Origin of the sequence: Streptomyces alboniger (genome assembly GCF_008704395.1) — a bacterium.
Taxonomy (GTDB): domain Bacteria; phylum Actinomycetota; class Actinomycetes; order Streptomycetales; family Streptomycetaceae; genus Streptomyces; species Streptomyces alboniger.
In genome coordinates, this window is the sequence record NZ_CP023695.1 from 5588135 (window position 1) to 5609848 (window position 21714).

A 21714-nucleotide genomic window follows, 5' to 3' on the forward strand; every position below is an offset into this window, starting at 1 on the left:
GCCGGGACGTGAAGGGCCAGGAGATGACGACCCCGGCGCAGCCGCAGGGCTCGTCCGAGCCGCTGCTCAAGGTCGACGGCCTGGTGAAGCACTTCCCCATCAAGAAGGGGCTGCTCCAGCGCCAGGTCGCGGCGGTGCAGGCGGTCGACGGCCTGACCTTCGACGTGCGCCCCGGTGAGACGCTCGGCGTGGTCGGCGAGTCCGGCTGCGGCAAGTCGACGATGGGGCGGCTGATCACCCGGCTGCTCGAACCGTCCAGCGGTCGCGTCGAGTTCGAGGGTACGGACATCACGCATCTGAACACCGCCAAGATGCGCCCGCTCCGCCGCGATGTGCAGATGATCTTCCAGGATCCGTACTCGTCGCTGAACCCCCGGCACACCATCGGCACGATCGTCGGCGCGCCCTTCAAGCTCCAGGGCGTCAAGCCCGAGGGCGGCGTGAAGAAGACCGTGCAGGAGATGCTGGAGCGCGTCGGCCTCAACCCCGAGCACTACAACCGCTATCCGCACGAGTTCTCCGGCGGTCAGCGCCAGCGCATCGGCATCGCGCGTGCCCTGGCCCTGCGGCCCAAGCTCGTGGTGGCGGACGAGCCGGTCTCGGCCCTGGACGTCTCCATCCAGGCCCAGGTGGTCAACCTCCTGGACGACCTCCAGGACGAGCTGGGCCTCACGTACGTGATCATCGCGCACGACCTGTCGGTCATCCGGCACGTCTCGGACCGCATCGCGGTGATGTACCTCGGCAAGATCGTGGAACTGGCGGACCGCAAGGACCTCTACTCCACGCCGATGCACCCGTACACCAAGGCGCTGCTCTCCGCCGTGCCGGTGCCCGACCCCAAGCGGCGCGGCACCAAGAGCGAGCGGATCCTGCTCCGCGGCGACGTCCCCTCGCCGATCGACCCGCCGAGCGGCTGCCGCTTCCACACGCGGTGCTGGAAGGCGACGGCGGTCTGCACGACGAAGGAGCCGCCGCTGATCCCGCTCGCCTCGGGCCACCAGGTGGCGTGCCACCACCCCGAGAGCGCGGAGGACCAGGCGCCCGAGGACACCGAGCTGCTGTCAGCCGCCAGGGACGCGATCGAGGTGGTGACGGTGGTCGCCAAGGCGGAGGAGACGGCGGCGGAGCCGGCTGCGCCTGCGGTGGCCGCGGGGGAGTCCTCGGACAAGCAGACGTCAGACAAGCAGACGTCAGACAAGCAGGACCCGCCCGAGAAGTAGCGTGACCGCCGACGGGAGGGCGCGAGAACACCGCGCCCTCCCGTCGGCACGTCCGCGTCAGGCGCCCGTGCGAGGCGCCCCGCCGGACCCGGCGACGACACGCCGGCTCCCCGGAACGCCTCCTCGGCGGCCTTGCCCTCGAACCAACTGTGTCATTGCCATTCCCTGTGAGACTTTCGCCAGGAAAGCAGCGCAAACCCCTGCTCAACGCCCGCCGACCCTCAATCCGAGGCGAGGGCGGGGAAGAGCCCGCCCCGCCCGCGGGTAACAATGGCGCGTGCTCCAGGACCTGTTCACACCCTCCGTCCAGCACGCGCTGGACATCGTGGGGATCTTCGTCTTCGCGATCTCCGGCGCGCTGCTCGCCGTGCGCAAGAACTTCGACGTCTTCGGCATCGCCGTCCTCGCCGAGGTCACGGCGCTGGGCGGAGGGCTCTTCCGCGACCTGGTCATCGGAGCGGTGCCACCGGCCGCCTTCACCGACCTCGGCTACTTCATCACCCCGCTCCTCGCTGCCGCGCTGGTCTTCTTCCTCCACCCCGAGGTCGAGCGCACCCAGCTCGCGGTGAACGTGTTCGACGCGGCCGGCCTCGGCCTCTTCTGCGTCGCGGGCACGACCAAGGCGTACGACTACGGTCTCGGCCTCACCGCGTCGGCCGCCCTCGGCCTGATGACCGCGGTGGGCGGCGGTGTGCTGCGCGACATCGTCGCCAACGAAGTGCCCTCGCTCGTCCGCTGGGACCGCGACCTGTACGCCGTGCCCGCCATCGTGGGCGCCACGATGGTCGCCCTGTGCATCCGCTACGACCAGCTGACGGCGTTCACCAGCGCCCTCGCCGTCGTCACGACGTTCGTCCTGCGACTCCTCGCGCTGCACTACCACTGGCGGGCGCCGCGCGCCTGGAACCGCCGGTCGACGGCGACGGAGGCGGAGGTGCGGGAGACGCCGTAGGGCGTGAAAAGCTACCGCTCAGTAATTACATGTTGTACGTTGCTGCCATGGCAACGGCAGCATCCCTCCCGGCAGCGGTGCCCGCGAGCATCGGCGACAGCGAGTTCGACCGCGACACCGCGGTCACCCGGCGCGAGCCCGGCGTCTACGACACCGAACTCTCCGCCGGCTGGACGATCATCAGCGCCGTCAACGGCGGCTACCTCCTGGCCGTCATCGGCCGCGCCCTCGCCGACGCCCTGCCGCACGCCGACCCGTTCACCATCTCCGCGCACTACCTCACCGCGTCCAGCCCGGGACCCGCCGTGATCCGCACGGACGTGGTGCGCGCCGGCCGCTCCCTCTCCACCGGGCAGGCCTCCCTCTTCCAGTACGACGAGGAGGGCCGGGAGATCGAACGGATCCGTGTGCTCGCCTCGTACGGAGATCTCGACGCGCTCCCGGACGACGTCCGTACGACCGCGAAGCCGCCCGTGATCCCGCCCCTCGACCAGTGCTTCGGCGCCCAGGACGCCCCGGACCACCGCCCGGTGCCCGGCAGCTCCGCCATCGCCGACCGCCTCTTCCTCAAGCTCGACCCCGCCACCCTCGGCTGGGCGCTCGGGCAGCCCTCGGGCAAGGGCGAGATGCGCGCCTGGTTCGGCCTCGCGGACGGCCGCGACGCCGACCCGCTGTCGCTGCTGCTCGCGGTGGACGCGCTGCCGCCGACCGCCTTCGAGATGGGCCTGAGCGGCTGGGTGCCCACGGTGGAACTCACGGTGCACGTCCGCCACCGCCCCGCCCCGGGCCCGCTGCGCGTCGCCATCACCACGCGGAACCTCGCGGGCGGCTTCCTGGAGGAGGACGCCGAGGTCTGGGACAGCGAGGACCGCCTGGTCGCGCAGTCCCGCCAGCTGGCCAGGGCGCGGCTCTCCTAGGGGCAAAGGGGCAAAGGGGCAAAGGGGCGCCGGGGTGACAGGGGCATGCGGGTCGGCCGGCGTGGGAGATCCTGGACGGCGTGAAAGCTGACCGGCTGCTCTCGATCCTGCTGCTGCTCCAGACCCGCGGCCGGGTGCCCGCGCATGAACTCGCCGAGCGCCTGGAGGTCTCGGTCCGCACGATCTACCGTGACGTCGAGGCCCTGTCCGCCTCCGGGGTCCCGGTCTACGCCGAGCGCGGGCGGCACGGCGGCATCGAGCTGCTGGCCGGGTTCCGCACCGATGTGACGGGGCTGACCGCCGACGAGTCGCGGGCCCTGTTCGTCCTCGCCGCGCAGGGCGCGCACGCCGCGCTCGGCCTGGACGACGCGCTCGGCTCCGCGCTGCGCAAGGTCATGGCCGCACTGCCCGCCCCGCACCGGCCCGGCGCCGAGCTGGCGAGCCGCCGCATCCTCGTCGACGCCTCGCGCTGGATGGCGGGGCCGGGGCCGGGCGCCGATCTGGAAGTGCTCCAGGACGCGGTCTTCGCCGACCGCCGTCTGCGGCTGCGCTATCGGCACAGCGGCACCGTGGAGCCGAGGACGTACACCGTCGACCCGTACGGCCTGGTCTCCAAGGCCGGCGTCTGGTACCTCGTCGCCGACCTGCGCGGCGGCCCGCGCCTCTTCCGCGCCGACCGGGTCCGCTCGGCGGCCCTCACCGACGCCCCGGTCCAGCGCCGCGCCGGTGTCGAACTGGCCGACGTATGGGCGGCGTTGAAGCGGCAGGTGGAGCAGCGTCCGGGCACCATCGAGGTGACGGCCCGGGTGCGCCGCTCCCGTTTCGAGCTGTTCCTGCGCCTCAACGGCACGGCGATCACCCACCTGCCCGAGGGCGAGGGCGAGGCGGGCGGCGGTGAGTGGGTCACGGTCCGGCTGGCCTATCAGTTCGTGGGCGAGGCCAAGACGTTGCTGCCCTTCGCCGATCACGTCGAAGTGCTGTCGCCGCCCGAGGTGCGTGACGAACTCGCGGCAGCCGCGGCGGCCGTCACCGCGATGTACGCAGGAAACGGTCCAGTTCACCGGTGAGTTCGGCGGGCGCGTCCTCCTGTACGAGGTGGCCCGCGCCCTCGATCAGGCGAAGCTCGGCGCCGGGGATCGCCCGGGCCAGCTCACGGCCGCGCTCCACCGGGATCCAGGTGTCCTCGACGCCCCAGCAGATGAGCACGGGCAGGTCCAACTCCCCGTACCTGCCCTGGATCTCGTCGGTGTAGCGCTGGTCGTTCTGCTCGATCTGCCGGTAGAAGGCGGGCCTGCCCTCGTCCGTGCACCAGGCGGCGACCAGCCGGTCGAGGACCGCGGGGTGCAGCCCGCGGTGGCTCGCGGAGCCGACGTACTCGCGGACGAGCGCTTCGTGCAGGTTGGGCGGCAGCTGGCCGAAGATCCCCGCGTGCGCGCCCAGCAGCCGGTAGGTGGGGGAGCCCCACGGGGCGAGGGCCACCGGGTCGACGAGGGCGAGGCGGTCGTAGCGGGCGCCGTGCAGCAGGTGCGCGCGCAGGGCGACACAGCCGCCGAAGTCGTGGGCGAGGACGGCGGGACGCTCAAGGCCCCAGTGGTCGAGCAGTTCGGCGAGGACGCGCCCCTGCGCGGCGAGCGACACGTCCTGCCCGTCCCGCATCTCGGATGCGCCATAACCGGCCAAGTCCCATACGTGGACGCGGTGGTCGCGCGCGAGGGCACGGGCGACGCCTCGCCAGACGTACGACGAGAAGGGCGTGCCGTGGACCAGTACGACGGGCGGGGCGTCGGCGGGGCCGAGCGCGGCCCAGCGGATCGTGCCCGACGAGCTGGGGAAGGTGCGGTCGAGCGGCCAGGTGTCACGCGCGTTCGTCATGACCGTAGAGGGTAGTTGCCCCTTACGTGAGAGTCGAGGACCCGCCGACCGCGAGAGTCGAGGACCTGTCGGCAGGGGAGTTGGCGGCCACGGCCCCGGTGGTCAGTGCTCGTCCAGCCAGTGGCGGCGGCCGAGACCGACGAGCCGCAGCCGGCGGCGCGCGGTGGCCGCCACCCGCTCCGTCGCTCCCGGGTCGCCCTCCGCCTCCATGAGCGCCGACGCGGTCATCACCATGTGGTCGACGTACATCCCGGCGAGCATCAGGAGATCGTCCTCGGCCCAGCCCGCCGCCTCCGGCTCCCGGGCGAACTGGTCCTTCACCTCCTGGGCGAACAGGGCGAGTTGACCGCCTATCGCGGCGCGCACCGCCTGCACGCCGCCGTGCTTCTCGCGAGCGATGAAGCGGACGTGGGCGGGGTGGGTGCGGACGTAGGCGGCGATCAGATCGACGGTGGCGGCGATGCGCTCCTCCCCGTCGTCCTCGCCCGCGCTGTCGCCGGTCGCGGAGAGCAGGGCGGTCAGTGCCGTGTGCAAGCTGCCGAGCGCCTCTTCGACGAGGGCGACGCCGAGGTCGGCGGTGTCGCGGAAGTGCCGGTAGAAGGCGGTCGGAGCGACCCCCACGGCACGGGTGACCTCGCGCAGGCCCAGGCTGCTGAGGCTCTGCTCCTCCAACAGCTGGAGCGCCGCGTCGAGGAGCGCCTGCCGGGTCTTCTGCTTCTGGGCCTGCCGGATGCCGAGAGTGTGACTCATACCATGCAGTTAACAACTGTTCTCCGAGTTTTGAAAGCGCGGAGCGGAGTACTCTCTAAGTGAGTGAACAGTTGTTACCACAAGCGTTCACCGAGCGGGCTCGAAGGGCCCGTTCGCCGATTGGAGAGGGATCTCATGCTCTTCCTTGTCGCCGCCCTGCTCCTGCTGGGTGTCGCCATGGGTTCCGTGGCCCACCTCCCGCTGCCGGTCACTTTGGTCGCCGCCGTGGTCATCGGCGCCTGGCTCGCGGTCTTCGCGATCCGCGAGCGCCACACGCGCCACCACTGAGCGGCCGTCACCCCCGGCCCGTACGGCACCTCCATCCGCAAGGAGTCCGACCATGGCACTCACCGCCGAACGCACCGCCGAGCCCGTCACCGGCCGCGCCCCCGAGCGCCCCACCGGACGCCGGGACACCGACGGCATGGCCGTCGCCTCCTTCGTCTGCGGCCTCCTCGGACTGCTCGTCCTGAACATCTTTCTCGGCCCCGTCGCGATCGTCCTCGCGGGCCTCGCCCTGCGCCGCGGCACCGCCCGGCGGGGCCGCGCGCTGCTCGGACTCGGGCTCGGCGTGGCCGACCTCGTGGTCCTCGCCTCGCTCGTCGCGATGGACAACACCGTGTCCTGGGGTGTCGCAGGCTGATACCGCCGGGTCGTCCGGCGCCGCACGGCTCGTAGAATCGTGCGCACCATGGCCTACCTCGACCACGCAGCGACCACCCCGATGCTCCCGGAGGCGATCGCGGCGATGACCGCGCAGATCGCCGCCACCGGCAACGCCTCCTCGCTGCACGCGGCGGGCCGCCGGGCGCGCCGAACCGTCGAGGAGGCCCGCGAGACGCTCGCCGAGTCGCTCGGCGCCAGGCCCAGCGAGGTGGTCTTCACCTCCGGCGGCACCGAAGCCGACAACCTCGCCGTGAAGGGCCTGTACTGGGCCCGCCGCGACGCGCGACCGGCCCGCACCCGCGTCCTCGCCAGCCCCGTCGAACACCACGCGGTCCTCGACGCCGTCCACTGGCTCGGCGAGCACGAGGGCGCCACCGTCGAGTACCTGCCCGTCGACGCCCACGGCCGCGTCCACCCCGACGCGCTGCGCGAGGCGATCGAGCGCGGCCCCGACGATGTCGCCCTGGCCACCGTCATGTGGGCCAACAACGAAATCGGCACGATCCAGCCGGTCCGTGAACTGGCCGACGTCGCCGCCGAGTTCGGCATCCCGCTGCACGCCGACGCCGTGCAGGCCTACGGACAGGTCCCCGTCGACTTCGACGCCTCCGGGCTCGCCGCGATGACCATCTCCGGACACAAGATCGGCGGCCCCTACGGCATCGGGGCGCTGCTGCTCGGCCGGGAGTACAGCCCCGTGCCGGTGCTGCACGGCGGCGGCCAGGAGCGGCACGTGCGCTCCGGGACGCTGGACGTGCCCGCCATCGCCGCCTTCGCCGTCGCGGGGGAGTACGCGGCCGAGCACCGGGAGCGGTTCGCCGCCGAGATCGGCGCCCTGCGCGACGACCTGGTGGCCGCGGTCCGCTCGGCCGTCCCCGAGGCGGTCCTCGGCGGCGACCCGTCCCCGGCGGGACGGCTGCCCGCCAACGCGCACTTCACCTTCCCCGGCTGCGAGGGCGACTCCCTGCTGCTCCTCCTCGACGCGCAGGGGATCGAGTGCTCCACCGGGTCGGCGTGCACGGCGGGCATCGCCCAGCCCAGCCACGTCCTGCTCGCCACCGGCACCGACCCGGACCTCGCGCGCGGCACCCTGCGCTTCTCCTTCGGCCACACGTCGACCAAGGCGGACGTCGAGGCGGTCGCGGCGGCGATCGGCCCGGCGGTGGAGCGGGCGCGCACGGCGGGGCTGAGCTGAGGCGGGACCGAGCCGATCCGCCGGACAGGTTCTAGGCCTTCCTGCCGGGCGCTTCGAGCCGCTCGCGCGCGGCGCGGACCAAGCGCAGGTACCGGTCCCAGTCCCAGTGCGGGCCGGGGTCCGTGTGGTCCGTGCCCGGCACCTCGACGTGCCCGATGATGTGCTTGCGGTCCACCGGGATGTCGTACCGCTCACATATTCCGGCCGTGAGCCGCGCCGACGAGGCGTACATCGCGGCCGTGAAGGACGACTTGTCGTCGACGAAGCCCTCGTGCTCGATGCCCACGCTGCGTTCGTTGTAGCCCCTGTCGCCCGCGTGGAACGCCACGTCCAGCTCGCGGATCATCTGCGCCACATGCCCGTCCTTGCGCACCACGTAGTGCGTGGCGGCGCGGTGGGCGGGGTCCTTGAAGACGCGCAGCGCCGTCGCGTACCCGCCCTGGACCACGTGGATGATGACGCGGTCGATGGTGTAGTCGTCGGGGCGGTCCGCTCGGCGCCAGTTGTAGGCCGAGGCGGCGGTCCACTGCGCGCCCTTGGCGTCGACCTCGCCCTCCTTGCGCTTCTTGACCACACCGGGCATGCGCCACCACAGCCGCCCCAGGTCGTCCCTGGCGAACACGGCCGTGCCGAAGGCGGCCGCGCCGCCCCCGATCAGCAGGGCGCGCCGGCTCACTCCGCGGCCTCCCGGCTTCTGCCCCTCTGGTTCCCCCATACGATCGTCAACGCTTACTCACGGGCGTCCGGTTCCCGCGGGCCCGTACTCTGTTAGAGCTATGAATCTGACCGAGACCCCGCAGCCTTCCCCGCGCCCCCTCCGTGTCCTGGCCGCCATGTCCGGCGGCGTGGACTCCGCCGTCGCCGCCGCCCGGGCCGCCGAGGCCGGCCACGACGTGACGGGAGTGCACCTCGCCCTCTCGGCGAACCCGCAGTCGTTCCGCACGGGCGCCCGCGGCTGCTGCACCATCGAGGACTCGCGCGACGCCCGCCGCGCCGCGGACGTCATCGGCATCCCGTTCTACGTGTGGGACCTCGCCGAGCGCTTCCGCGAGGACGTGGTCGAGGACTTCGTCGCCGAGTACGAGGCGGGACGCACCCCCAACCCGTGCCTGCGCTGCAACGAGAAGATCAAGTTCGCCGCGCTGCTCGACAAGGCCCTCGCCCTCGGCTTCGACGCGGTCGTCACCGGCCACTACGCCAAGGTGATCGTCCGCGAGGACGGCACCCGGGAGCTGCACCGCGCCTCCGACATGGCCAAGGACCAGAGTTACGTCCTCGGGGTCCTGGACGACAAGCAGCTCGCCCACGCGATGTTCCCCCTGGGTGACACGGTCACCACCAAGGAGGAGATCCGCGCGGAGGCCGAGCGCCGGGGGCTCGCGGTGGCCAAGAAGCCCGACAGCCACGACATCTGCTTCATCGCCGACGGCGACACCCAGGGCTTCCTCGCCGCCCGCCTCGGCAAGGCGGAGGGCGACATCGTCGACGAGTCCGGGACGGTCCTCGGCACGCACGAAGGGGCGTACGGCTACACCATCGGCCAGCGCAAGGGCCTGCGGATCGGCACCCCGGCCCCCGACGGCAAGCCGCGCTACGTCCTGGACATCTCCCCGGTGAACAACACCGTGACGGTCGGCCCGGCCGCCGCCCTGGACGTGACCGGCCTGACCGCCGTCAAGCCCCGCTGGTGCGGGGTCGCGCCCGCCGGACCCGGCACGTACACGGCGCAGCTGCGGGCCCACGGCGGCGAGACCGAGGTCTCCGCCGAGCTGGTCGACGGCGAGCTGCGGGTGTCCTTCACCGAGCCCGTGCGGGGCGTGGCCCCCGGCCAGGCGATCGTGCTCTACGACGGCACGCGCGTGGTGGGCTCGGCGACGATCGCGACGACGGAGCGGGCCGTGGCGGTGGCCTGAACCCGGTGAACCAACTGACCCGCTGAGCTCCCCAAGTCCAGCTGAGTCCGGACACTAGGCCGACGTGAACTTCGCGCTGGTCAGCGGAGCCCGGTGGATCCACCCCAGCGACTCGTACAGCGCGCGTCCCTCCGGAGTGCCCGCGAGGACGGCCGTGCGGGCGCCTCGGGCCGCCGCCGCGTGCTGGAGCGTGCGCACCACCAGGCCGCCGAGGCCCCTGCGCCGGTGGGCGACCGCGGTCTCGACCTGATCGACGACCGCGGTCGCCCCGGTCGGCGCGATCTGACCGCGTGCCGCGAGGGCGCCGTCGGGCGCGGTGACCAGTACGCGCGTGACTCCGCCGCGGGACCAGGTGCGCAGCCGGTACCCCGCCGGAACCGGCGCCGGCTCCGGCGCGTCCGGTGTCAGCGGCAGCGACATCAGGCATCCCGGCTCCGGGTCGACCCACCAGTGCGGGCCCAGCCACGCGCGCACCACCTCCGGGTCCGCGAACGCCTTGAACCAGACGCCGTCCCCGGTCACCGCGTCGGCCACCTTCCGGACGGCGGTCTCCTCGACCTCGTCGCCGACCGCGCCGAGGACGTGCCGGGTGACGTGGTCGATCCGGCCCGCGTCGATGGTCCAGCCCCACGGCTCGGCGAGCGGCGGCGCGGCCCCGCGGGACACCACCCAACCCTCCACCCAGGCCTGCACGAGGTCGTTCATGCCATCCCCCCGTAATAATCGGTAGGCGGTAGAGGCTATTACGGGGTCGACCTTATGTGGCTGGTGACGGGTGGCGGGAGCCGTGATCGCTCAGAGCGAACGCGGCCGGGGGGGCGGAGGCCTGACCTCTGCGACCGTGCGCCCGGCTGTCCGGCCGGGACTGGCCCCGGGCCAGCCGTCGTCATAGTCTGCCCTTGCGGATCGTCCGCAAGGGGATGCACCAGGACTTCGAACAGGCCGCTGCCGACCTGGCGCGGCTCGTAGGCGACGTCAGTGAGGACGCGGAGGACTCAGGGCCGCGCCTCGACCCGCTGACCGAAGGGCCGGTGTACCGAGCGCTGGTCAGGGAACTGGAGCGGGCCGAGGCAACCTTCGTGCCCCCGGAGCTCGACCTTCACAGTGCGGCGCGCCTCATCGCCGTGGACATAGCCGCCCTGGTGAGGCAGCCGCACTTCCCGGCTCAGGCCGAAGCGCGGATCGACGTGCGGAAGGAGCTGCGCTTCAAGGTCGCCGACCGCCTGCACGTGGAATGGGAGGAGACCGCGGACATGGCGGCGGGACTCCTGGAACTCGCTGTTGAGCGCCACGGAGATTTCCTCCGCTACGGGAAGCGGCCACCTCGACAGTAAGGACGACGGCGGGCTGCCGGACCTCTGTCGGTGGTGGACGGTACGAATGCCGAGTGAGCAAAACTGTCCAGACCGCCCTCGCTTCCATCCCCCTGCCGGGGGAGTGGACGTGGCAGGTCGTCGTGCGGCCACGCCGCCGGACGCTGGGGATCGAGATCCAGGAAGACGGTGACGTGCTCTTCGCGGTGCCGCAGGACGCAGATCCGCACGCCGTCGCGGAGGCCGTGCGTTCCAGGCTGCCCCGCCTTGCCGACGAGGTCGCGAGGCGCACGCGCAGTGGAGGCGAGCCGGTCAAGGAGCTGGTCGGCGGAGCGAGCTTCGCGTACCTCGGACGCCGCCACCGGCTGAAGGTGGTGCCCGCCGGTCCGGGCAGGCGGGTGCGGCTGCATCAGGGCTGGCTGGAGCTGCCGGACAGCGGGTCACCAGGGCACCGCGCGTGGCTGATCGCCGGGTGGTACGCCGCGCGAGGTACCCGGTGGGTGGTGACCCGCACGGCGCCACTGGCGGAGCGGACGGGAGTCACCCCCCGGGATGTGACCGTTCAGGATCTCGGCGGACGCTGGGGAGCCTGTGAGCCGGACGGTTCCATCGCCCTGCACTGGGCGCTCATGCAGTTGCCGCCGGACCTTGTGGATCTGGTCCTCGTACATGAGCTGACCCACCTGAAGGTCCCGGCGCACGGCGCGGCCTTCCGGCACAGGATGCGAAGGGTGCTCGGTGATCTGGAGGACCTGGAGCGCCGCTTCGCAGAAGCAGAGGGCAACCTGTGGCGTGGTGCTGTCTGACAGCGCCCCAGCTGGGACGTGAAAGCGGGTCATCGCCAGGCGGGGCGCATCGAGCGGACATCCCGAATCAGGTCACCCGGAGCACGATCTTGCCCTGGGTGCGGCCCTGTTCGCCGCGCGCGTGGGCCTTCGCCGCCTCCTCCAGGGGGATGACCGCGTCGATCTCCACGCGGAGCTTCCCCTCGTCGACCAAGCGGGAGATCTCCAGCAGGCCCAGGCGGTCCGGCTCGACGATCGTCCAGCCCGTGTGCACGCCGAGCTCCGCGGCCCGTGCCGGGTCCGGGAGGCCGCCCGGGTCGGGGAGCGTGACCAGGTGGCCGCCGGGGCGGATGATCTCCAGGGATCGTGCCCCGTACTCGCCGCCCACACCGTCGAGGACCACGTCCACGTCGCTCACCGCCTCGGTGAAGTCCACGCGCGTGTAGTCGACGACCTCGTCCGCGCCGAGGCCGCGCAGGAAGGCGTGCTTGTCCTCGCGGGCCGTCCCGATGACATACGCCCCGTGGGCCTTGGCGATCTGTACGGCCAGGTGGCCGACGCCGCCCGCCGCCGCGTGGATCAGCACGCGCTGCCCGGCGCGCAGGCCCGCCGTCTCGATCAGCCCCTGCCAGGCGGTGAGCGCCGCGAGCGGCAGCGCGGCGGCCTGGACGTGGTCGATGCCCGCGGGCTTGGGCGCGAAGCGCCGGGCGGGCGCGGCGACGTACTCGGCGTAACCGCCCGTCTGCTCGGGGAAGCGGGGCATCCCGAAGACCTCGTCACCGGGGGAGTACAGCGTCACCCCGGGGCCCACCTCCTCGACGACGCCCGACACGTCGTAGCCGAGGATCGGTGTGTCGCCCCAGCTGCCGAAGGCGCCCTCCGCGCGGGTCTTCCAGTCGACGGGGTTGACGCCCGCCGCGTGCACCCGGACCAGGATCTCGGTGAGGCCCGGCTCGGGGCGGTCCACCTCCACGGGCACCAGGTTCTCCGGGGCGCCCCAGGCGCGGGGGCTCACGGCACGCATCTTCATGATCATCCTCTTTCGGGAAAACGCCAGGCCGACCGGCTTTCGGAACGGCCAGGACCCAGAGTGCGTCGGCTCCCGTGCGCACAGTGCTGGCAGTTTGGCCATGATGTGACAGGATTCGGCCATGAGTTCTCACGGCAGGCGCCACCGCGTGGCGGTCCTCGCGCTTGACGGCGCGTACGCCTTCGAGATGGGCATTCCGCCGCGGATCTTCGGGGCTGCCGAGGACGCCGAAGGACGCCCGCTGTACGACGTCGTCGTCTGCACGGTGGACGGCCGGCCGGTGCGCACCGACGCCGGTTTCCAGGTGACCGTCGAGCACGGGCCGGAGGCGCTCGCCGAAGCGGACACCGTGGTGATCCCGCCGACGGAGCGCCTCTGCGGCGGCACGGACGAAGGCCTCCTGCCGGGGCCGCTCGCCGCCGCGCTCGCCCGGGTGCGGCCGGGCACGCGCTGGGTGTCGTTCTGCACCGCGTCCTACGTCCTCGCCGCCGCGGGGCTGCTCGACGGCCGCCCCGCGACCACGCACTGGAAGGAGGCCGACCACTTCCGGCGCACCTTCCCCCGGGTCGCGGTCGACGAGGACGTCCTGTTCGTGGACGACGGCGACATCCTGACGGCGGCCGGTGTGGGCGCGGGCGTCGACCTCTGCCTGCACCTGCTGCGCCGCGACCACGGCAGCGCGGTCGCCCACCGCGTCGCCCGCTTCTGCGTGGTCCCGCCCTGGCGCGAGGGCGGGCAGGCGCAGTACATCGAGCGGCCCGTCCCCGAGCCCACGCTCGCCACGACGGCCGCCACGCGCGCGTGGGCCCTCGAACGGCTCCAGGAGCCGCTGCCCCTGGGTGAGTTGGCCGCCCACGCGCGCATGAGCCTGCGGACCTTCACGCGCCGCTTCCAGGAGGAGGTCGGCATGCCTCCGGGCCGCTGGCTGACCGCCCAGCGCATCGAACTGGCCCGCCAGCTCCTGGAGTCGAGCGACCTCCCCGTGGACGTGGTCGCCCACCGGGCCGGGTTCGGCACCGGCAACTCCCTGCGCCAGCACATGCGCGCGGTGCTCGGCGTCTCACCGGCCGCCTACCGCAAGACGTTCACCGCCGCCACCGGCGGCTACTCCCGCCCGGTGACCTCGGCGTCGTAGAAGCAGTAGTGGTCCTTGACGGCGGCCACCTCGGGCTTCGGCTCCGGGTACGCCCACACCGCGTCCCGCGCGCCCGGCAGCGACCAATAGGAGGCCGTGCCCTTGAACGGGCAGTGCGTGGTCGTCGCCGACGGTGTCAGCAGGTTCGTACGCACGTCCTCCGGAGGGAGGTAGTAGCGCACGGGGTAGCCCGTCTCGCGCAGCAGCAGCGGGCGGGTGCTCTCCGCCACCACCTGCCCCTCGTGCACCACGCGCACGTGGTCGGTGCCCTGCTCGACGGTGATCCGGTGTCCCTTGGTCACGACGTACCCTCCTCGACAGGTGCTGTCAGTGTCGGACCGTACCGTGAGCGCATGAATATCTGCGTCTTTCTCTCCGCCGCCGACCTCGACGACCGCTACACCGCCCCGGCGAGGGAGTTCGCCGAACTGCTCGGCAAGGGCGGGCACACGCTGGTATGGGGCGGTTCCGAGAGCGGTCTGATGAAGGTCGTGGCGGACGGTGTGCACGAGGCGGGCGGGCGGCTCGTCGGCGTCTCCGTCGACTTCCTCGGTGCCAAGGCCAGGGCCGTCGCCGAGCCCGACGAGATGGTGATCGCCCGCGACCTCGCCGAGCGGAAGGCGCTCCTCCTGGAGAAGGCCGACGCGATCGTGATCATGGTGGGCGGCACCGGCACGCTCGACGAGGCCACGGAAATCCTGGAGCTGAAGAAGCACGGCAAGCACACCAAACCGGTCGTCCTGCTGAACTCCGCGGGCTTCTACGACGGCCTCAAGGAGCAGTTCCGGCGCATGGAGGACGAGGGCTTCCTGCCCCTGCCCCTCACCGACCTGGTCTTCTTCGCCGAGGAGCCCGTCGGTGCCCTGGCCTACCTGGAGGAATCGATCGGCACCCAGTGATGCGAGCATGGCGGGTATGGCAACACATGTGATCACCGGGGCCGGCTCCGGCATCGGCGCGGCCGTCGCCCGCCGTCTGCACGCACGCGGCGACGACCTCGTCCTGCACGCGCGGGACGCGGGCCGCGCCAAGGAACTCGCCGCCGAGTTCCCGGGCGCGAGCACGCTCGTCGGCGACCTCTCCGACCCCGACAAGCTCTCCTGGGCCTTCGGGCACCAGTCGCTGCCCGCGCGCGTGGACTCCCTCCTGCACATCGCGGGCGTCGTCGACCTCGGCCCCGTCGGCGAACTCACCCCCAAGGCCTGGCGCCACCAGCTCAACGTCAACCTCATCGCCCCCGCCGAGCTGACCCGCCACTTCCTGCCCCAACTCCGGACCGCCCAGGGGCACGTGGTCTTCGTCAACTCTGGCGCCGGCCTCAGCGCCCACGCCGACTGGTCCGCGTACGCCGCGTCCAAGCACGGCCTGAAGGCCCTCGCCGACTCCCTGCGCCAGGAGGAGCACGGCAACGGCGTCCGGGTCACCTCGGTCTACCCCGGCCGCACGGCGAGCGCCATGCAGGTCAAGGTCCACCAGCAGGAGGGCAAGGAGTACGACGCCTCCCGCTGGATCGACCCCGAGTCGGTCGCCACCACGATCCTCATGGCCCTGGACCTGCCGCGCGACGCGGAGGTCAACGACCTCACCGTGCGGCCGGGCCGATGAGCGCGCGGCTCTGGAGCCCCGCGACCGGCGTCGGGTCCATGCCCGGCGGCGACGCCCGCGAGGCCGCGAAGACCGTCACCGGAAGCTTCGACGGACCCGAGGAGGGCATGCCCCACCTCGCCGAGCTGCCCGCCCGCGGACCCGGCGCCGACATGATCGGCCGCACGGCCGGCATGCTCGTCGACCTGTACGCGCGCGTGGAGCCCAGCGGATGGCGCGTCGGCGACCGGCCCGGGCGCGACACCCGGCGCGCCAGGGCCTGGCTCGGCGAGGACCTCGACGCCCTGGAGGAGTTCACCCAGGGGTACGAGGGACCGCTCAAGGTCCAGGCCGTCGGCCCCTGGACGCTCGCCGCGGCCCTGGAACTCAGGAACGGCGAAGCGGCACTCTCCGACCCCGGCGCCTGCCGTGACCTCGCGGGATCACTCGCCGAGGGCCTGCGCGCACACCTCGCCGACCTGCGCCGCAGGGTGCCCGGCGCCCAGGTGGTGCTGCAACTCGACGAGCCCTCGCTCATCGCCGTGCTGCGCGGACAGGTCAAGACCGCCAGCCAGTACCGCACCCACCGGGCCGTGGACCGGCAGGTCGTGGAGGACACCCTGCGGGACGTGCTGGCCGTCCAGGACGGCGGGCCCACGATCGTCCACTCCTGCGCGCCCGACGTCCCGTTCGCGCTCCTGCGCCGCGCCGGGGCCCACGCGATCTCGTTCGACTTCTCACTACTCACCGAGCGTGACGACGACGTCATCGGCGAGGCGGTCGAGGGCGGCACGAAGCTCTTCGCCGGTGTCGTGCCGGGCGTGGACGGCGGATTGTCGGACCCTGCCGGTAGCGTCATGGGTGTCAGGACGCTGTGGCGCAGGCTGGGGCTGAATCCGGGATCGCTCGCGGAGTCGGTCACGGTCACTCCGTCGTGCGGTCTCGCGGGGGCTTCTCCCGCGTATGCGCGCGAGGTGCTCGCCCACTGCGTCAAGGCGGCGAGATCGCTCGCAGACAACCCTGAGTAATTGGGTATGACGTAACGGGAGGACGAAACGGTGGCTGTCGAACAGCAAGGCTCTGTGCCCGCCGAGGCACGGGATCAGCATGCCCAGCTGGCCGAACAGATCGAGGAGCACCGCTTCCGGTACTACGTGAAGGACCAGCCGGTCGTCAGCGACGCCGAGTTCGACAAGCTCCTGCGTTCCCTCGAAGCCCTGGAGGAGGAGTATCCGGAGCTGCGGACGCCGGACTCGCCCACGCAGAAGGTCTCGGGTTCGTACGAGACGGAGTTCACGGCCGTCGAGCACCGCGAGCGCATGCTCTCCCTCGACAACGCCTTCGACGACGCGGAGCTGGCCTCCTGGGCCGACCGCGTCGCCAAGGACGTCGGCTCCCCGGGGTACCACTTCCTGTGCGAGCTGAAGGTCGACGGCCTCGCGGTCAACCTCACGTACGAGGACGGCAAGCTGACCCGCGCCGCCACCCGCGGCGACGGCCGCACCGGCGAGGACATCACACCGAATGTCCGCACGATCGCGGACATCCCCCAGCGCCTCAAGGGCGACCGCGTCCCCGCCCTCGTCGAGATCCGCGGCGAGGTCTTCTTCCCGATGGAGAAGTTCGAGGAGCTGAACGCCCGCCTGGTGGAGGCGGGCGACAAGCCCTTCGCCAACCCCCGCAACGCGGCGGCGGGTTCGCTGCGCCAGAAGGACCCGCGCATCACCGCGACCCGCCCGCTGCACATGGTCGTGCACGGCATCGGCGCCCGCGAGGGCTTCGACATCGACTGCCTCAGCCACGCCTACGACCTGCTCCACGAGTGGGGCCTGCCCACCGCCCAGCACAACAAGGTGGTCGACGGCCTCGACGGCGTACGGGACTTCATCACGTACTTCGGAGACCACCGCCACTCCGTGGAGCACGAGATCGACGGCGTCGTCGTCAAGCTGGACGAGATTCCGCTGCAAGGGCGCCTCGGCTCCACCTCGCGCGCCCCGCGCTGGGCGATCGCCTGGAAGTACGCGCCCGAGGAGGTCAACACCAAGCTGGTCAACATCCGCGTCGGCGTCGGCCGCACCGGCCGCGTCACGCCGTACGCCCAGGTGGAGCCCGTCACCGTCGCGGGCTCCGAGGTGGAGTTCGCGACCCTGCACAACCAGGACGTGGTGAAGAAGAAGGGCGTCTTCATCGGGGACACGGTGGTGCTGCGCAAGGCGGGTGACGTCATCCCGGAGATCCTCGGCCCCGTCGTGGACCTGCGGGACGGCACCGAGCGGGAGTTCGAGATGCCCGCCGAGTGCCCCGAGTGCGGCACGCCGCTGCGCCCGATGAAGGAGGCCGACATCGACCTCCGCTGCCCCAACGCCCAGTCGTGCCCGGCCCAGTTGCGTGAACGTCTCTTCTATCTGGCCGGCCGCAAGTCCCTCGACATCGAGAACTTCGGCTACGTCGCCGCGGCCGCGCTGACCAGACCCCTGGAGCCCGCCCAGCCGCCGATCCTCGACGAGGGCGACATCTTCGACCTGAAGGTCGAGGAACTGCTGCCCATCAAGTCCTACGTCCTCGACCAGGACTCCGGCCTGCCCAAGCGCGACCCCAAGACCGGCGAGGAGAAGGTCGTCACCTTCTTCGCCAACCAGAAGGGCGAGGCGAAGAAGAACACCCTCGCCATGCTGGAGAACATCGCGGCGGCCAAGGAGCGCCCGCTCGCCCGCGTCCTCACGGGCCTCTCGATCCGGCACGTCGGTCCGGTGGCCGCCGAGGCGCTGGCCCGGGAGTTCCGTTCCATCGACCGCATCGAACAGGCCACCGAGGAGGAGCTGGCCGCGGTGGAGGGCGTCGGCCCGACCATCGCCGCCTCCCTCAAACAGTGGTTCACCGAGGAGTGGCACCGCGAGATCCTCCGCAAGTGGCGGGCGGCCGGGGTGCGCATGGAGGAGGAGTCGAGCGGAGAGGACGAGGGCCCCCGCCCCCTGGAGGGCCTCACCGTCGTCGTGACCGGAACGCTGGAGCACTACACCCGGGATGGCGCGAAAGAGGCGCTCCAGACCCGGGGCGCGAAGGTGACCGGTTCCGTTTCGAAGAAGACGTCTTTCGTGGTCGTGGGGGACAACCCCGGTTCGAAGTACGACAAGGCGATGCAGGTGAAGGTTCCGGTTCTCAACGAGGAAGGCTTCGTTGTGCTGCTGGAACAGGGACCGGACGCGGCCAGGGAAGTCGCGCTTCCGACCGAGGAGTAGCGGTTGAAGGCCACCCGTTCAGCGCATACCAGATGCATACGGGTGGCCGGGTCGCATTCGGGCAACCGTAGTCGACCGCTGCCCGTGGAAGCCTTCTGCGGCCTACTGTTGAGGTGTGCGCCTGCCGTGCCCCGCTGCGACCGGGGCATCTCCTGCTCAACAAGAGCGTGGAAGGGGGCATCCCCTGCTCGGCACGAGTTCGGGAGCAGTGCATCCCCTTGCTCGTCCAGAGCTCGGGAACGAATGTGCGGACCCGGCCGCCCTTGGGCCGAGTCCGTGTGGCGTGGGCACCGCCGGCTGTGAGAGGGACGGGAATGGAACCGACCGAGAGCGCCGCCCCGGACTCACCGCTGCGCGCGCGCCGGTGGCGCGCGCCGGGCACCTGGCTCCGCGGCCGCCGGACCGTACAGTCCGCCGACCCGGGCCCCACGACCGGACCGCAGACCGGTGCGCTGAGCACCGCCATCGAACCCCGCGAGCGGGCCTGGACCTCGCCCGCGACCGGCCACGGCACGGAGAGCGCCGTGGCCCTGGCGGGCGGCCCCACCGCCCCGGAGCCCCGCGACCCCTGGCCGCTGCTGCCCATCGTGGTCGTCACGGCCGCCGCGGTGCTGCTCGGCACCGGCTTCGTCCAGGCCCTCACGGGCCGGCACACCCTGTTCCCCTCCGGGGCCGCGGGCTGGTCCCTCGCCGTCCTCACCGGCCTCATCGTCGGCCACCTCGTCGCCCTCGGCCGGGACCGCTGGTGGGGCGGCACGGGGTCCGGCGGGGCGCTCACCGTCGCCGTACTCCTGCTGTACGGGTGGGTGCCCGCCGGCATGGTCAGCCTCACCGTCGTCGTCCTCGTCGGCGTCGCGCGCAGGCACCGCTGGCGCCAGGGCGTCCTGCACGGCGCCGTCGACATCCTCGGCATCGGCGCGGGCGCCCTCACCCTGGCCGCGTTCGGCACGTCACCGACAGCCGAAGCGCCCTGGCTCCCCGAGACCTGGGACCTGTACACCGCCCCCGAGGTGGCCCTGGTCGCCGTCGCCTACCTCGTCGTCACGCGCGTACTGCTCTGGTACGTCCACGCCCCGCGCACCGGCGCCCTGCCGACCGTCACCCGAACGGCCCTGGTGCGCCAGGGACTCCTCGGCATCGCGCTGCTCGGCATCGCCCCGCTCATCTGCGTGGTGGCCACCTCCCTGCCGATCCTGCTGCCCCTCTTCGCGATCCCGCTGGTCGCGCTCGACTCCACCCTGTGGATCGCCCGCGCCCGCGCGGAGGAGCAGTTGAGGGACCCGCTCACCGGACTGCCCAACCGGCAGTGGCTCCTGGAGCGGACCTGGACCGCCCTCGACGACGCCGAGCGGATCGGGGCGCGGTCCGCCCTGATGCTGATCGACATGGACCGCTTCCGGTCGGTCAACGACACGCTCGGACACCTCGCCGGTGACCGGCTGCTGTTGCAGATAGCGGACCGGCTGCGACTCGCGCTGCCGCGCGGCGCGGAGGCGGCCCGGCTCGGCGGCGACGAGTTCGCCGTGCTCCTGCCCATCGCCGACTCCACGACGTCCGCCACGCGCGTGGCCCGTCAGCTGGTCGCGGCGCTCGGCTCGCCCCTCGACCTGGACGGCCTGACCCTCGTCCTGGAGGCCAGCGCGGGCCTCGCCGTCTTCCCCGACCACGCGCTCGACGCGGAGGGGCTGCTGCGGCGGGCGGACGTGGCGATGTACCAGGCGAAGCGGGACCGCACCGGCGTCGAGGTGTACGAGTCCAAGCGGGACTCCAACACCCCGGACCGGCTCGGCCTGTTGGGGGACCTGCGGCGGGCGCTGGACGCGGGCGACGTCGAGCTGCACTACCAGCCCAAGGTCCGCTTCGACGGCAAGGTCGCAGGGCTCGAAGCGCTGGTGCGGTGGGTGCACCCCGAGCGCGGCAAGGTGCCGCCGGACGAGTTCATCGCCATCGCCGAGTCGTCCGGACTCATGCCGCACCTGACGGAGTACGTCCTGGAGTCCGCCCTCGGCCAGGTGGCCAAGTGGCAGGCGCAGGGCCTGAAGGTCCCCGTCGCGGTCAACGTCTCACCGCGTGACGTGCACACCCCCGGCTTCGCGGGCGCGGTAGCCGCGCGCCTCGCCCGGCACGGCGTCCCCGCGGGGGCGCTGCAACTGGAGATAACCGAGCACGTGCTCCTGGAGGACCCGCAGCGGGCCGCGGACACCCTGGCCGGGCTCACCGGGCACGGCGTCAAGATGTCGCTCGACGACTTCGGCACGGGGTACTCCTCGCTGGTCCACCTGCGGCGGCTGCCGGTGAGCGAGCTGAAGATCGACCGCTCCTTCGTGGCGCGCCTCGCCATCGACGACGAGGACGCCTCGATCGTCCGCTGCACGGTGGACCTCGCACACTCCCTGGGGCTGCTCGTCGTCGCCGAGGGCGTCGAGGACGACGAGACGTGGGAGCGGCTGCGGGACCTCGGGTGCGACGCGGTGCAGGGGTGGCTGGTCGCCGCGGCGATGCCGCCCGACGAGACCACCGCGTGGCTGCGGGCGCGGGGCTCGCGCGGCTGGCGCCGCCCGGTGGACGTCGCGGCGGAGGCGGCGGCCCTCGCTGAAGGCTCCGACGTGGGGGAATCCTCGGGGCATGTGGTGAAGTAGGCGTCTGCCGCTCTCCCGTGCGGGGCTGCTCCTGGGGTACGAGGCGGTGCGGGGCAAACGGGCGGGTGGGTGGGAGAGGCCCGCCGCGGAGCGGTGAGAAGCTGCCCACGGAGCCGCCGGGGGAAACCGTTTAACGGCCACGCCATCCCGCCCCATAGGATTGGGGTCACAACCCGCACACTCACCCCTGAGGATCGCCGCATGCCTGGCATCACGCGCGAGGAGGTCGCCCACCTCGCCCGCCTTGCACGTCTGGAGCTGAAGGCCGAGGAGCTCGACCACTTCGCCGGACAGCTCGACGACATCATCGGCGCGGTCGCCCGCGTCTCGGAGGTCGCCGACCAAGACGTACCGCCGACCTCGCACCCGCTGCCGCTGACGAACGTCATGCGCGCGGACGAGGTCCGTCCGTCGCTCACCCCCGAGCAGGCGCTCTCGGGCGCCCCCGCCCAGGAGCAGCAGCGTTTCAAGGTGCCGCAGATCCTGGGGGAGGACTAA

The 21714-nt window shown here is 72.2% G+C and carries 23 protein-coding genes; 17 read left to right on the forward strand and 6 right to left on the reverse strand.

What is annotated here, in order from left to right; translation table 11 throughout:
- Positions 1-23: 23 nt before the first annotated feature.
- The 4 genes from CP975_RS25075 (at position 24) to CP975_RS25090 (ending at position 4159) form a co-directional block, all read left to right on the forward strand.
- Positions 24-1223, forward strand: coding sequence for an ABC transporter ATP-binding protein (locus CP975_RS25075; RefSeq protein WP_055534385.1), 1200 nt, complete (start codon positions 24-26; stop codon positions 1221-1223).
- 277 nt (positions 1224-1500) lie between these two features.
- A complete protein-coding gene (locus tag CP975_RS25080) occupies positions 1501-2175 on the forward strand; it encodes a trimeric intracellular cation channel family protein (protein ID WP_055534377.1) in 675 nt (224 codons plus the stop codon).
- A 47-nt stretch (positions 2176-2222) separates the two neighbouring features.
- Positions 2223-3092 (forward strand): thioesterase family protein, encoded by an 870-nt coding sequence (locus CP975_RS25085; protein WP_055534375.1) that lies wholly within the window; start codon positions 2223-2225, stop codon positions 3090-3092.
- An 80-nt stretch (positions 3093-3172) separates the two neighbouring features.
- Positions 3173-4159 (forward strand): helix-turn-helix transcriptional regulator, encoded by a 987-nt coding sequence (locus CP975_RS25090; protein ID WP_055534373.1) that lies wholly within the window; start codon positions 3173-3175, stop codon positions 4157-4159.
- Here the strand turns inward: CP975_RS25090 and CP975_RS25095 are convergent.
- Both CP975_RS25095 and CP975_RS25100 read right to left on the reverse strand, forming a co-directional pair.
- Positions 4119-4964 (reverse strand): alpha/beta fold hydrolase, encoded by an 846-nt coding sequence (locus CP975_RS25095; RefSeq protein ID WP_055534371.1) that lies wholly within the window; start codon positions 4962-4964, stop codon positions 4119-4121. The two genes, CP975_RS25090 and CP975_RS25095, sit on opposite strands and share 41 nt — an antisense overlap.
- Positions 4965-5066: 102 nt before the next feature.
- Positions 5067-5714 carry a TetR family transcriptional regulator gene (locus CP975_RS25100; protein WP_055534369.1) on the reverse strand — a complete coding sequence of 216 codons (648 nt, stop codon included), beginning with the start codon at positions 5712-5714 and terminating at the stop codon, positions 5067-5069.
- Between the two features lie 135 nt (positions 5715-5849).
- Here CP975_RS25100 and CP975_RS35115 point away from each other — a divergent pair, with 135 nt between their 5' ends.
- Genes CP975_RS35115 through CP975_RS25110 form a run of 3 tightly spaced genes read left to right on the forward strand, consistent with a single transcriptional unit; the run spans position 5850 to position 7575 of the window.
- Positions 5850-6002, forward strand: a complete 153-nt coding sequence (locus CP975_RS35115; protein WP_167532730.1) for a hypothetical protein — start codon at positions 5850-5852, stop codon at positions 6000-6002.
- 52 nt (positions 6003-6054) lie between these two features.
- Positions 6055-6357, forward strand: a complete 303-nt coding sequence (locus CP975_RS25105; RefSeq protein WP_055534367.1) for a hypothetical protein — start codon at positions 6055-6057, stop codon at positions 6355-6357.
- Positions 6358-6405: 48 nt separating this feature from the next.
- On the forward strand, positions 6406-7575 hold the full coding sequence (locus CP975_RS25110; protein ID WP_055534365.1) for a cysteine desulfurase family protein: 1170 nt from the start codon (positions 6406-6408) through the stop codon (positions 7573-7575).
- A gap of 31 nt (positions 7576-7606) precedes the next feature.
- Here CP975_RS25110 and CP975_RS25115 read toward each other — a convergent pair whose 3' ends face one another.
- The gene (locus CP975_RS25115) at positions 7607-8290 is read right to left on the reverse strand and encodes an N-acetylmuramoyl-L-alanine amidase (protein ID WP_055534363.1); all 684 of its coding nucleotides are present in this window, start codon (positions 8288-8290) and stop codon (positions 7607-7609) included.
- A 67-nt stretch (positions 8291-8357) separates the two neighbouring features.
- Here CP975_RS25115 and mnmA point away from each other — a divergent pair, with 67 nt between their 5' ends.
- On the forward strand, positions 8358-9488 hold the full coding sequence (gene mnmA / locus CP975_RS25120) for a tRNA 2-thiouridine(34) synthase MnmA (protein WP_055534383.1): 1131 nt from the start codon (positions 8358-8360) through the stop codon (positions 9486-9488).
- 54 nt (positions 9489-9542) lie between these two features.
- Here the strand turns inward: mnmA and CP975_RS25125 are convergent, their stop codons facing one another.
- Complete coding sequence (locus tag CP975_RS25125) at positions 9543-10193, reverse strand: GNAT family N-acetyltransferase (protein ID WP_055534361.1); 651 nt, start codon at positions 10191-10193, stop codon at positions 9543-9545.
- Between the two features lie 194 nt (positions 10194-10387).
- Between CP975_RS25125 and CP975_RS25130 the strand changes: the two genes are divergently transcribed.
- Together CP975_RS25130 and CP975_RS25135 are read left to right on the forward strand one after the other, a co-directional pair.
- Complete coding sequence (locus tag CP975_RS25130; RefSeq protein WP_150477370.1) at positions 10388-10822, forward strand: hypothetical protein; 435 nt, start codon at positions 10388-10390, stop codon at positions 10820-10822.
- Between the two features lie 53 nt (positions 10823-10875).
- A complete protein-coding gene (locus CP975_RS25135; protein ID WP_055534357.1) occupies positions 10876-11607 on the forward strand; it encodes a M48 family metallopeptidase in 732 nt (243 codons plus the stop codon).
- 67 nt (positions 11608-11674) lie between these two features.
- Here the strand turns inward: CP975_RS25135 and CP975_RS25140 are convergent, their stop codons facing one another.
- Positions 11675-12610, reverse strand: a complete 936-nt coding sequence (locus tag CP975_RS25140; RefSeq protein WP_167532814.1) for an NADP-dependent oxidoreductase — start codon at positions 12608-12610, stop codon at positions 11675-11677.
- 127 nt (positions 12611-12737) lie between these two features.
- Between CP975_RS25140 and CP975_RS25145 the strand changes: the two genes are divergently transcribed.
- Complete coding sequence (locus CP975_RS25145) at positions 12738-13751, forward strand: GlxA family transcriptional regulator (RefSeq protein ID WP_055534353.1); 1014 nt, start codon at positions 12738-12740, stop codon at positions 13749-13751.
- Here CP975_RS25145 and CP975_RS25150 read toward each other — a convergent pair.
- Complete coding sequence (locus CP975_RS25150; RefSeq protein WP_055534351.1) at positions 13721-14053, reverse strand: DUF427 domain-containing protein; 333 nt, start codon at positions 14051-14053, stop codon at positions 13721-13723. The two genes, CP975_RS25145 and CP975_RS25150, sit on opposite strands and share 31 nt — an antisense overlap.
- 51 nt (positions 14054-14104) lie before the next feature.
- On the opposite strand from CP975_RS25150, the gene CP975_RS25155 reads away from it, so the two are divergent.
- From CP975_RS25155 to gatC, 6 genes are all read left to right on the forward strand, one after another.
- A complete protein-coding gene (locus CP975_RS25155; RefSeq protein WP_055534349.1) occupies positions 14105-14650 on the forward strand; it encodes an LOG family protein in 546 nt (181 codons plus the stop codon).
- A 7-nt stretch (positions 14651-14657) separates the two neighbouring features.
- A complete protein-coding gene (locus CP975_RS25160; RefSeq protein ID WP_055534343.1) occupies positions 14658-15356 on the forward strand; it encodes an SDR family oxidoreductase in 699 nt (232 codons plus the stop codon).
- Complete coding sequence (locus CP975_RS25165; protein ID WP_055534341.1) at positions 15353-16363, forward strand: methionine synthase; 1011 nt, start codon at positions 15353-15355, stop codon at positions 16361-16363. The genes CP975_RS25160 and CP975_RS25165 overlap by 4 nt, the downstream gene beginning before the upstream one ends.
- 30 nt (positions 16364-16393) lie before the next feature.
- Positions 16394-18577, forward strand: coding sequence for an NAD-dependent DNA ligase LigA (gene ligA, locus CP975_RS25170; protein WP_055534339.1), 2184 nt, complete (start codon positions 16394-16396; stop codon positions 18575-18577).
- A gap of 524 nt (positions 18578-19101) precedes the next feature.
- The gene (locus tag CP975_RS25175) at positions 19102-21216 is read left to right on the forward strand and encodes a putative bifunctional diguanylate cyclase/phosphodiesterase (protein WP_425474334.1); all 2115 of its coding nucleotides are present in this window, start codon (positions 19102-19104) and stop codon (positions 21214-21216) included.
- A gap of 201 nt (positions 21217-21417) precedes the next feature.
- Positions 21418-21714 (forward strand): Asp-tRNA(Asn)/Glu-tRNA(Gln) amidotransferase subunit GatC, encoded by a 297-nt coding sequence (gatC, locus tag CP975_RS25180; protein ID WP_010984178.1) that lies wholly within the window; start codon positions 21418-21420, stop codon positions 21712-21714.

What these genes read in the sequence shown, in the direction of transcription:
- CP975_RS25075 (WP_055534385.1), top strand. Translation starts at nt 24, where the DNA reads ATGACGACCCCGGCGCAGCCGCAGGGCTCGTCCGAGCCGCTGCTCAAG.
- CP975_RS25085 (WP_055534375.1), top strand. Translation starts at nt 2,223, where the DNA reads ATGGCAACGGCAGCATCCCTCCCGGCAGCGGTGCCCGCGAGCATCGGC.
- CP975_RS25095 (WP_055534371.1), bottom strand. Translation starts at nt 4,964, where the DNA reads ATGACGAACGCGCGTGACACCTGGCCGCTCGACCGCACCTTCCCCAGC.
- CP975_RS25100 (WP_055534369.1), bottom strand. Translation starts at nt 5,714, where the DNA reads ATGAGTCACACTCTCGGCATCCGGCAGGCCCAGAAGCAGAAGACCCGG.
- CP975_RS35115 (WP_167532730.1), top strand. Translation starts at nt 5,850, where the DNA reads ATGCTCTTCCTTGTCGCCGCCCTGCTCCTGCTGGGTGTCGCCATGGGT.
- CP975_RS25105 (WP_055534367.1), top strand. Translation starts at nt 6,055, where the DNA reads ATGGCACTCACCGCCGAACGCACCGCCGAGCCCGTCACCGGCCGCGCC.
- CP975_RS25110 (WP_055534365.1), top strand. Translation starts at nt 6,406, where the DNA reads ATGGCCTACCTCGACCACGCAGCGACCACCCCGATGCTCCCGGAGGCG.
- CP975_RS25115 (WP_055534363.1), bottom strand. Translation starts at nt 8,290, where the DNA reads ATGGGGGAACCAGAGGGGCAGAAGCCGGGAGGCCGCGGAGTGAGCCGG.
- CP975_RS25125 (WP_055534361.1), bottom strand. Translation starts at nt 10,193, where the DNA reads ATGAACGACCTCGTGCAGGCCTGGGTGGAGGGTTGGGTGGTGTCCCGC.
- CP975_RS25140 (WP_167532814.1), bottom strand. Translation starts at nt 12,610, where the DNA reads ATGCGTGCCGTGAGCCCCCGCGCCTGGGGCGCCCCGGAGAACCTGGTG.
- CP975_RS25145 (WP_055534353.1), top strand. Translation starts at nt 12,738, where the DNA reads ATGAGTTCTCACGGCAGGCGCCACCGCGTGGCGGTCCTCGCGCTTGAC.
- CP975_RS25155 (WP_055534349.1), top strand. Translation starts at nt 14,105, where the DNA reads ATGAATATCTGCGTCTTTCTCTCCGCCGCCGACCTCGACGACCGCTAC.
- CP975_RS25160 (WP_055534343.1), top strand. Translation starts at nt 14,658, where the DNA reads ATGGCGGGTATGGCAACACATGTGATCACCGGGGCCGGCTCCGGCATC.
- CP975_RS25165 (WP_055534341.1), top strand. Translation starts at nt 15,353, where the DNA reads ATGAGCGCGCGGCTCTGGAGCCCCGCGACCGGCGTCGGGTCCATGCCC.
- gatC (WP_010984178.1), top strand. Translation starts at nt 21,418, where the DNA reads ATGCCTGGCATCACGCGCGAGGAGGTCGCCCACCTCGCCCGCCTTGCA.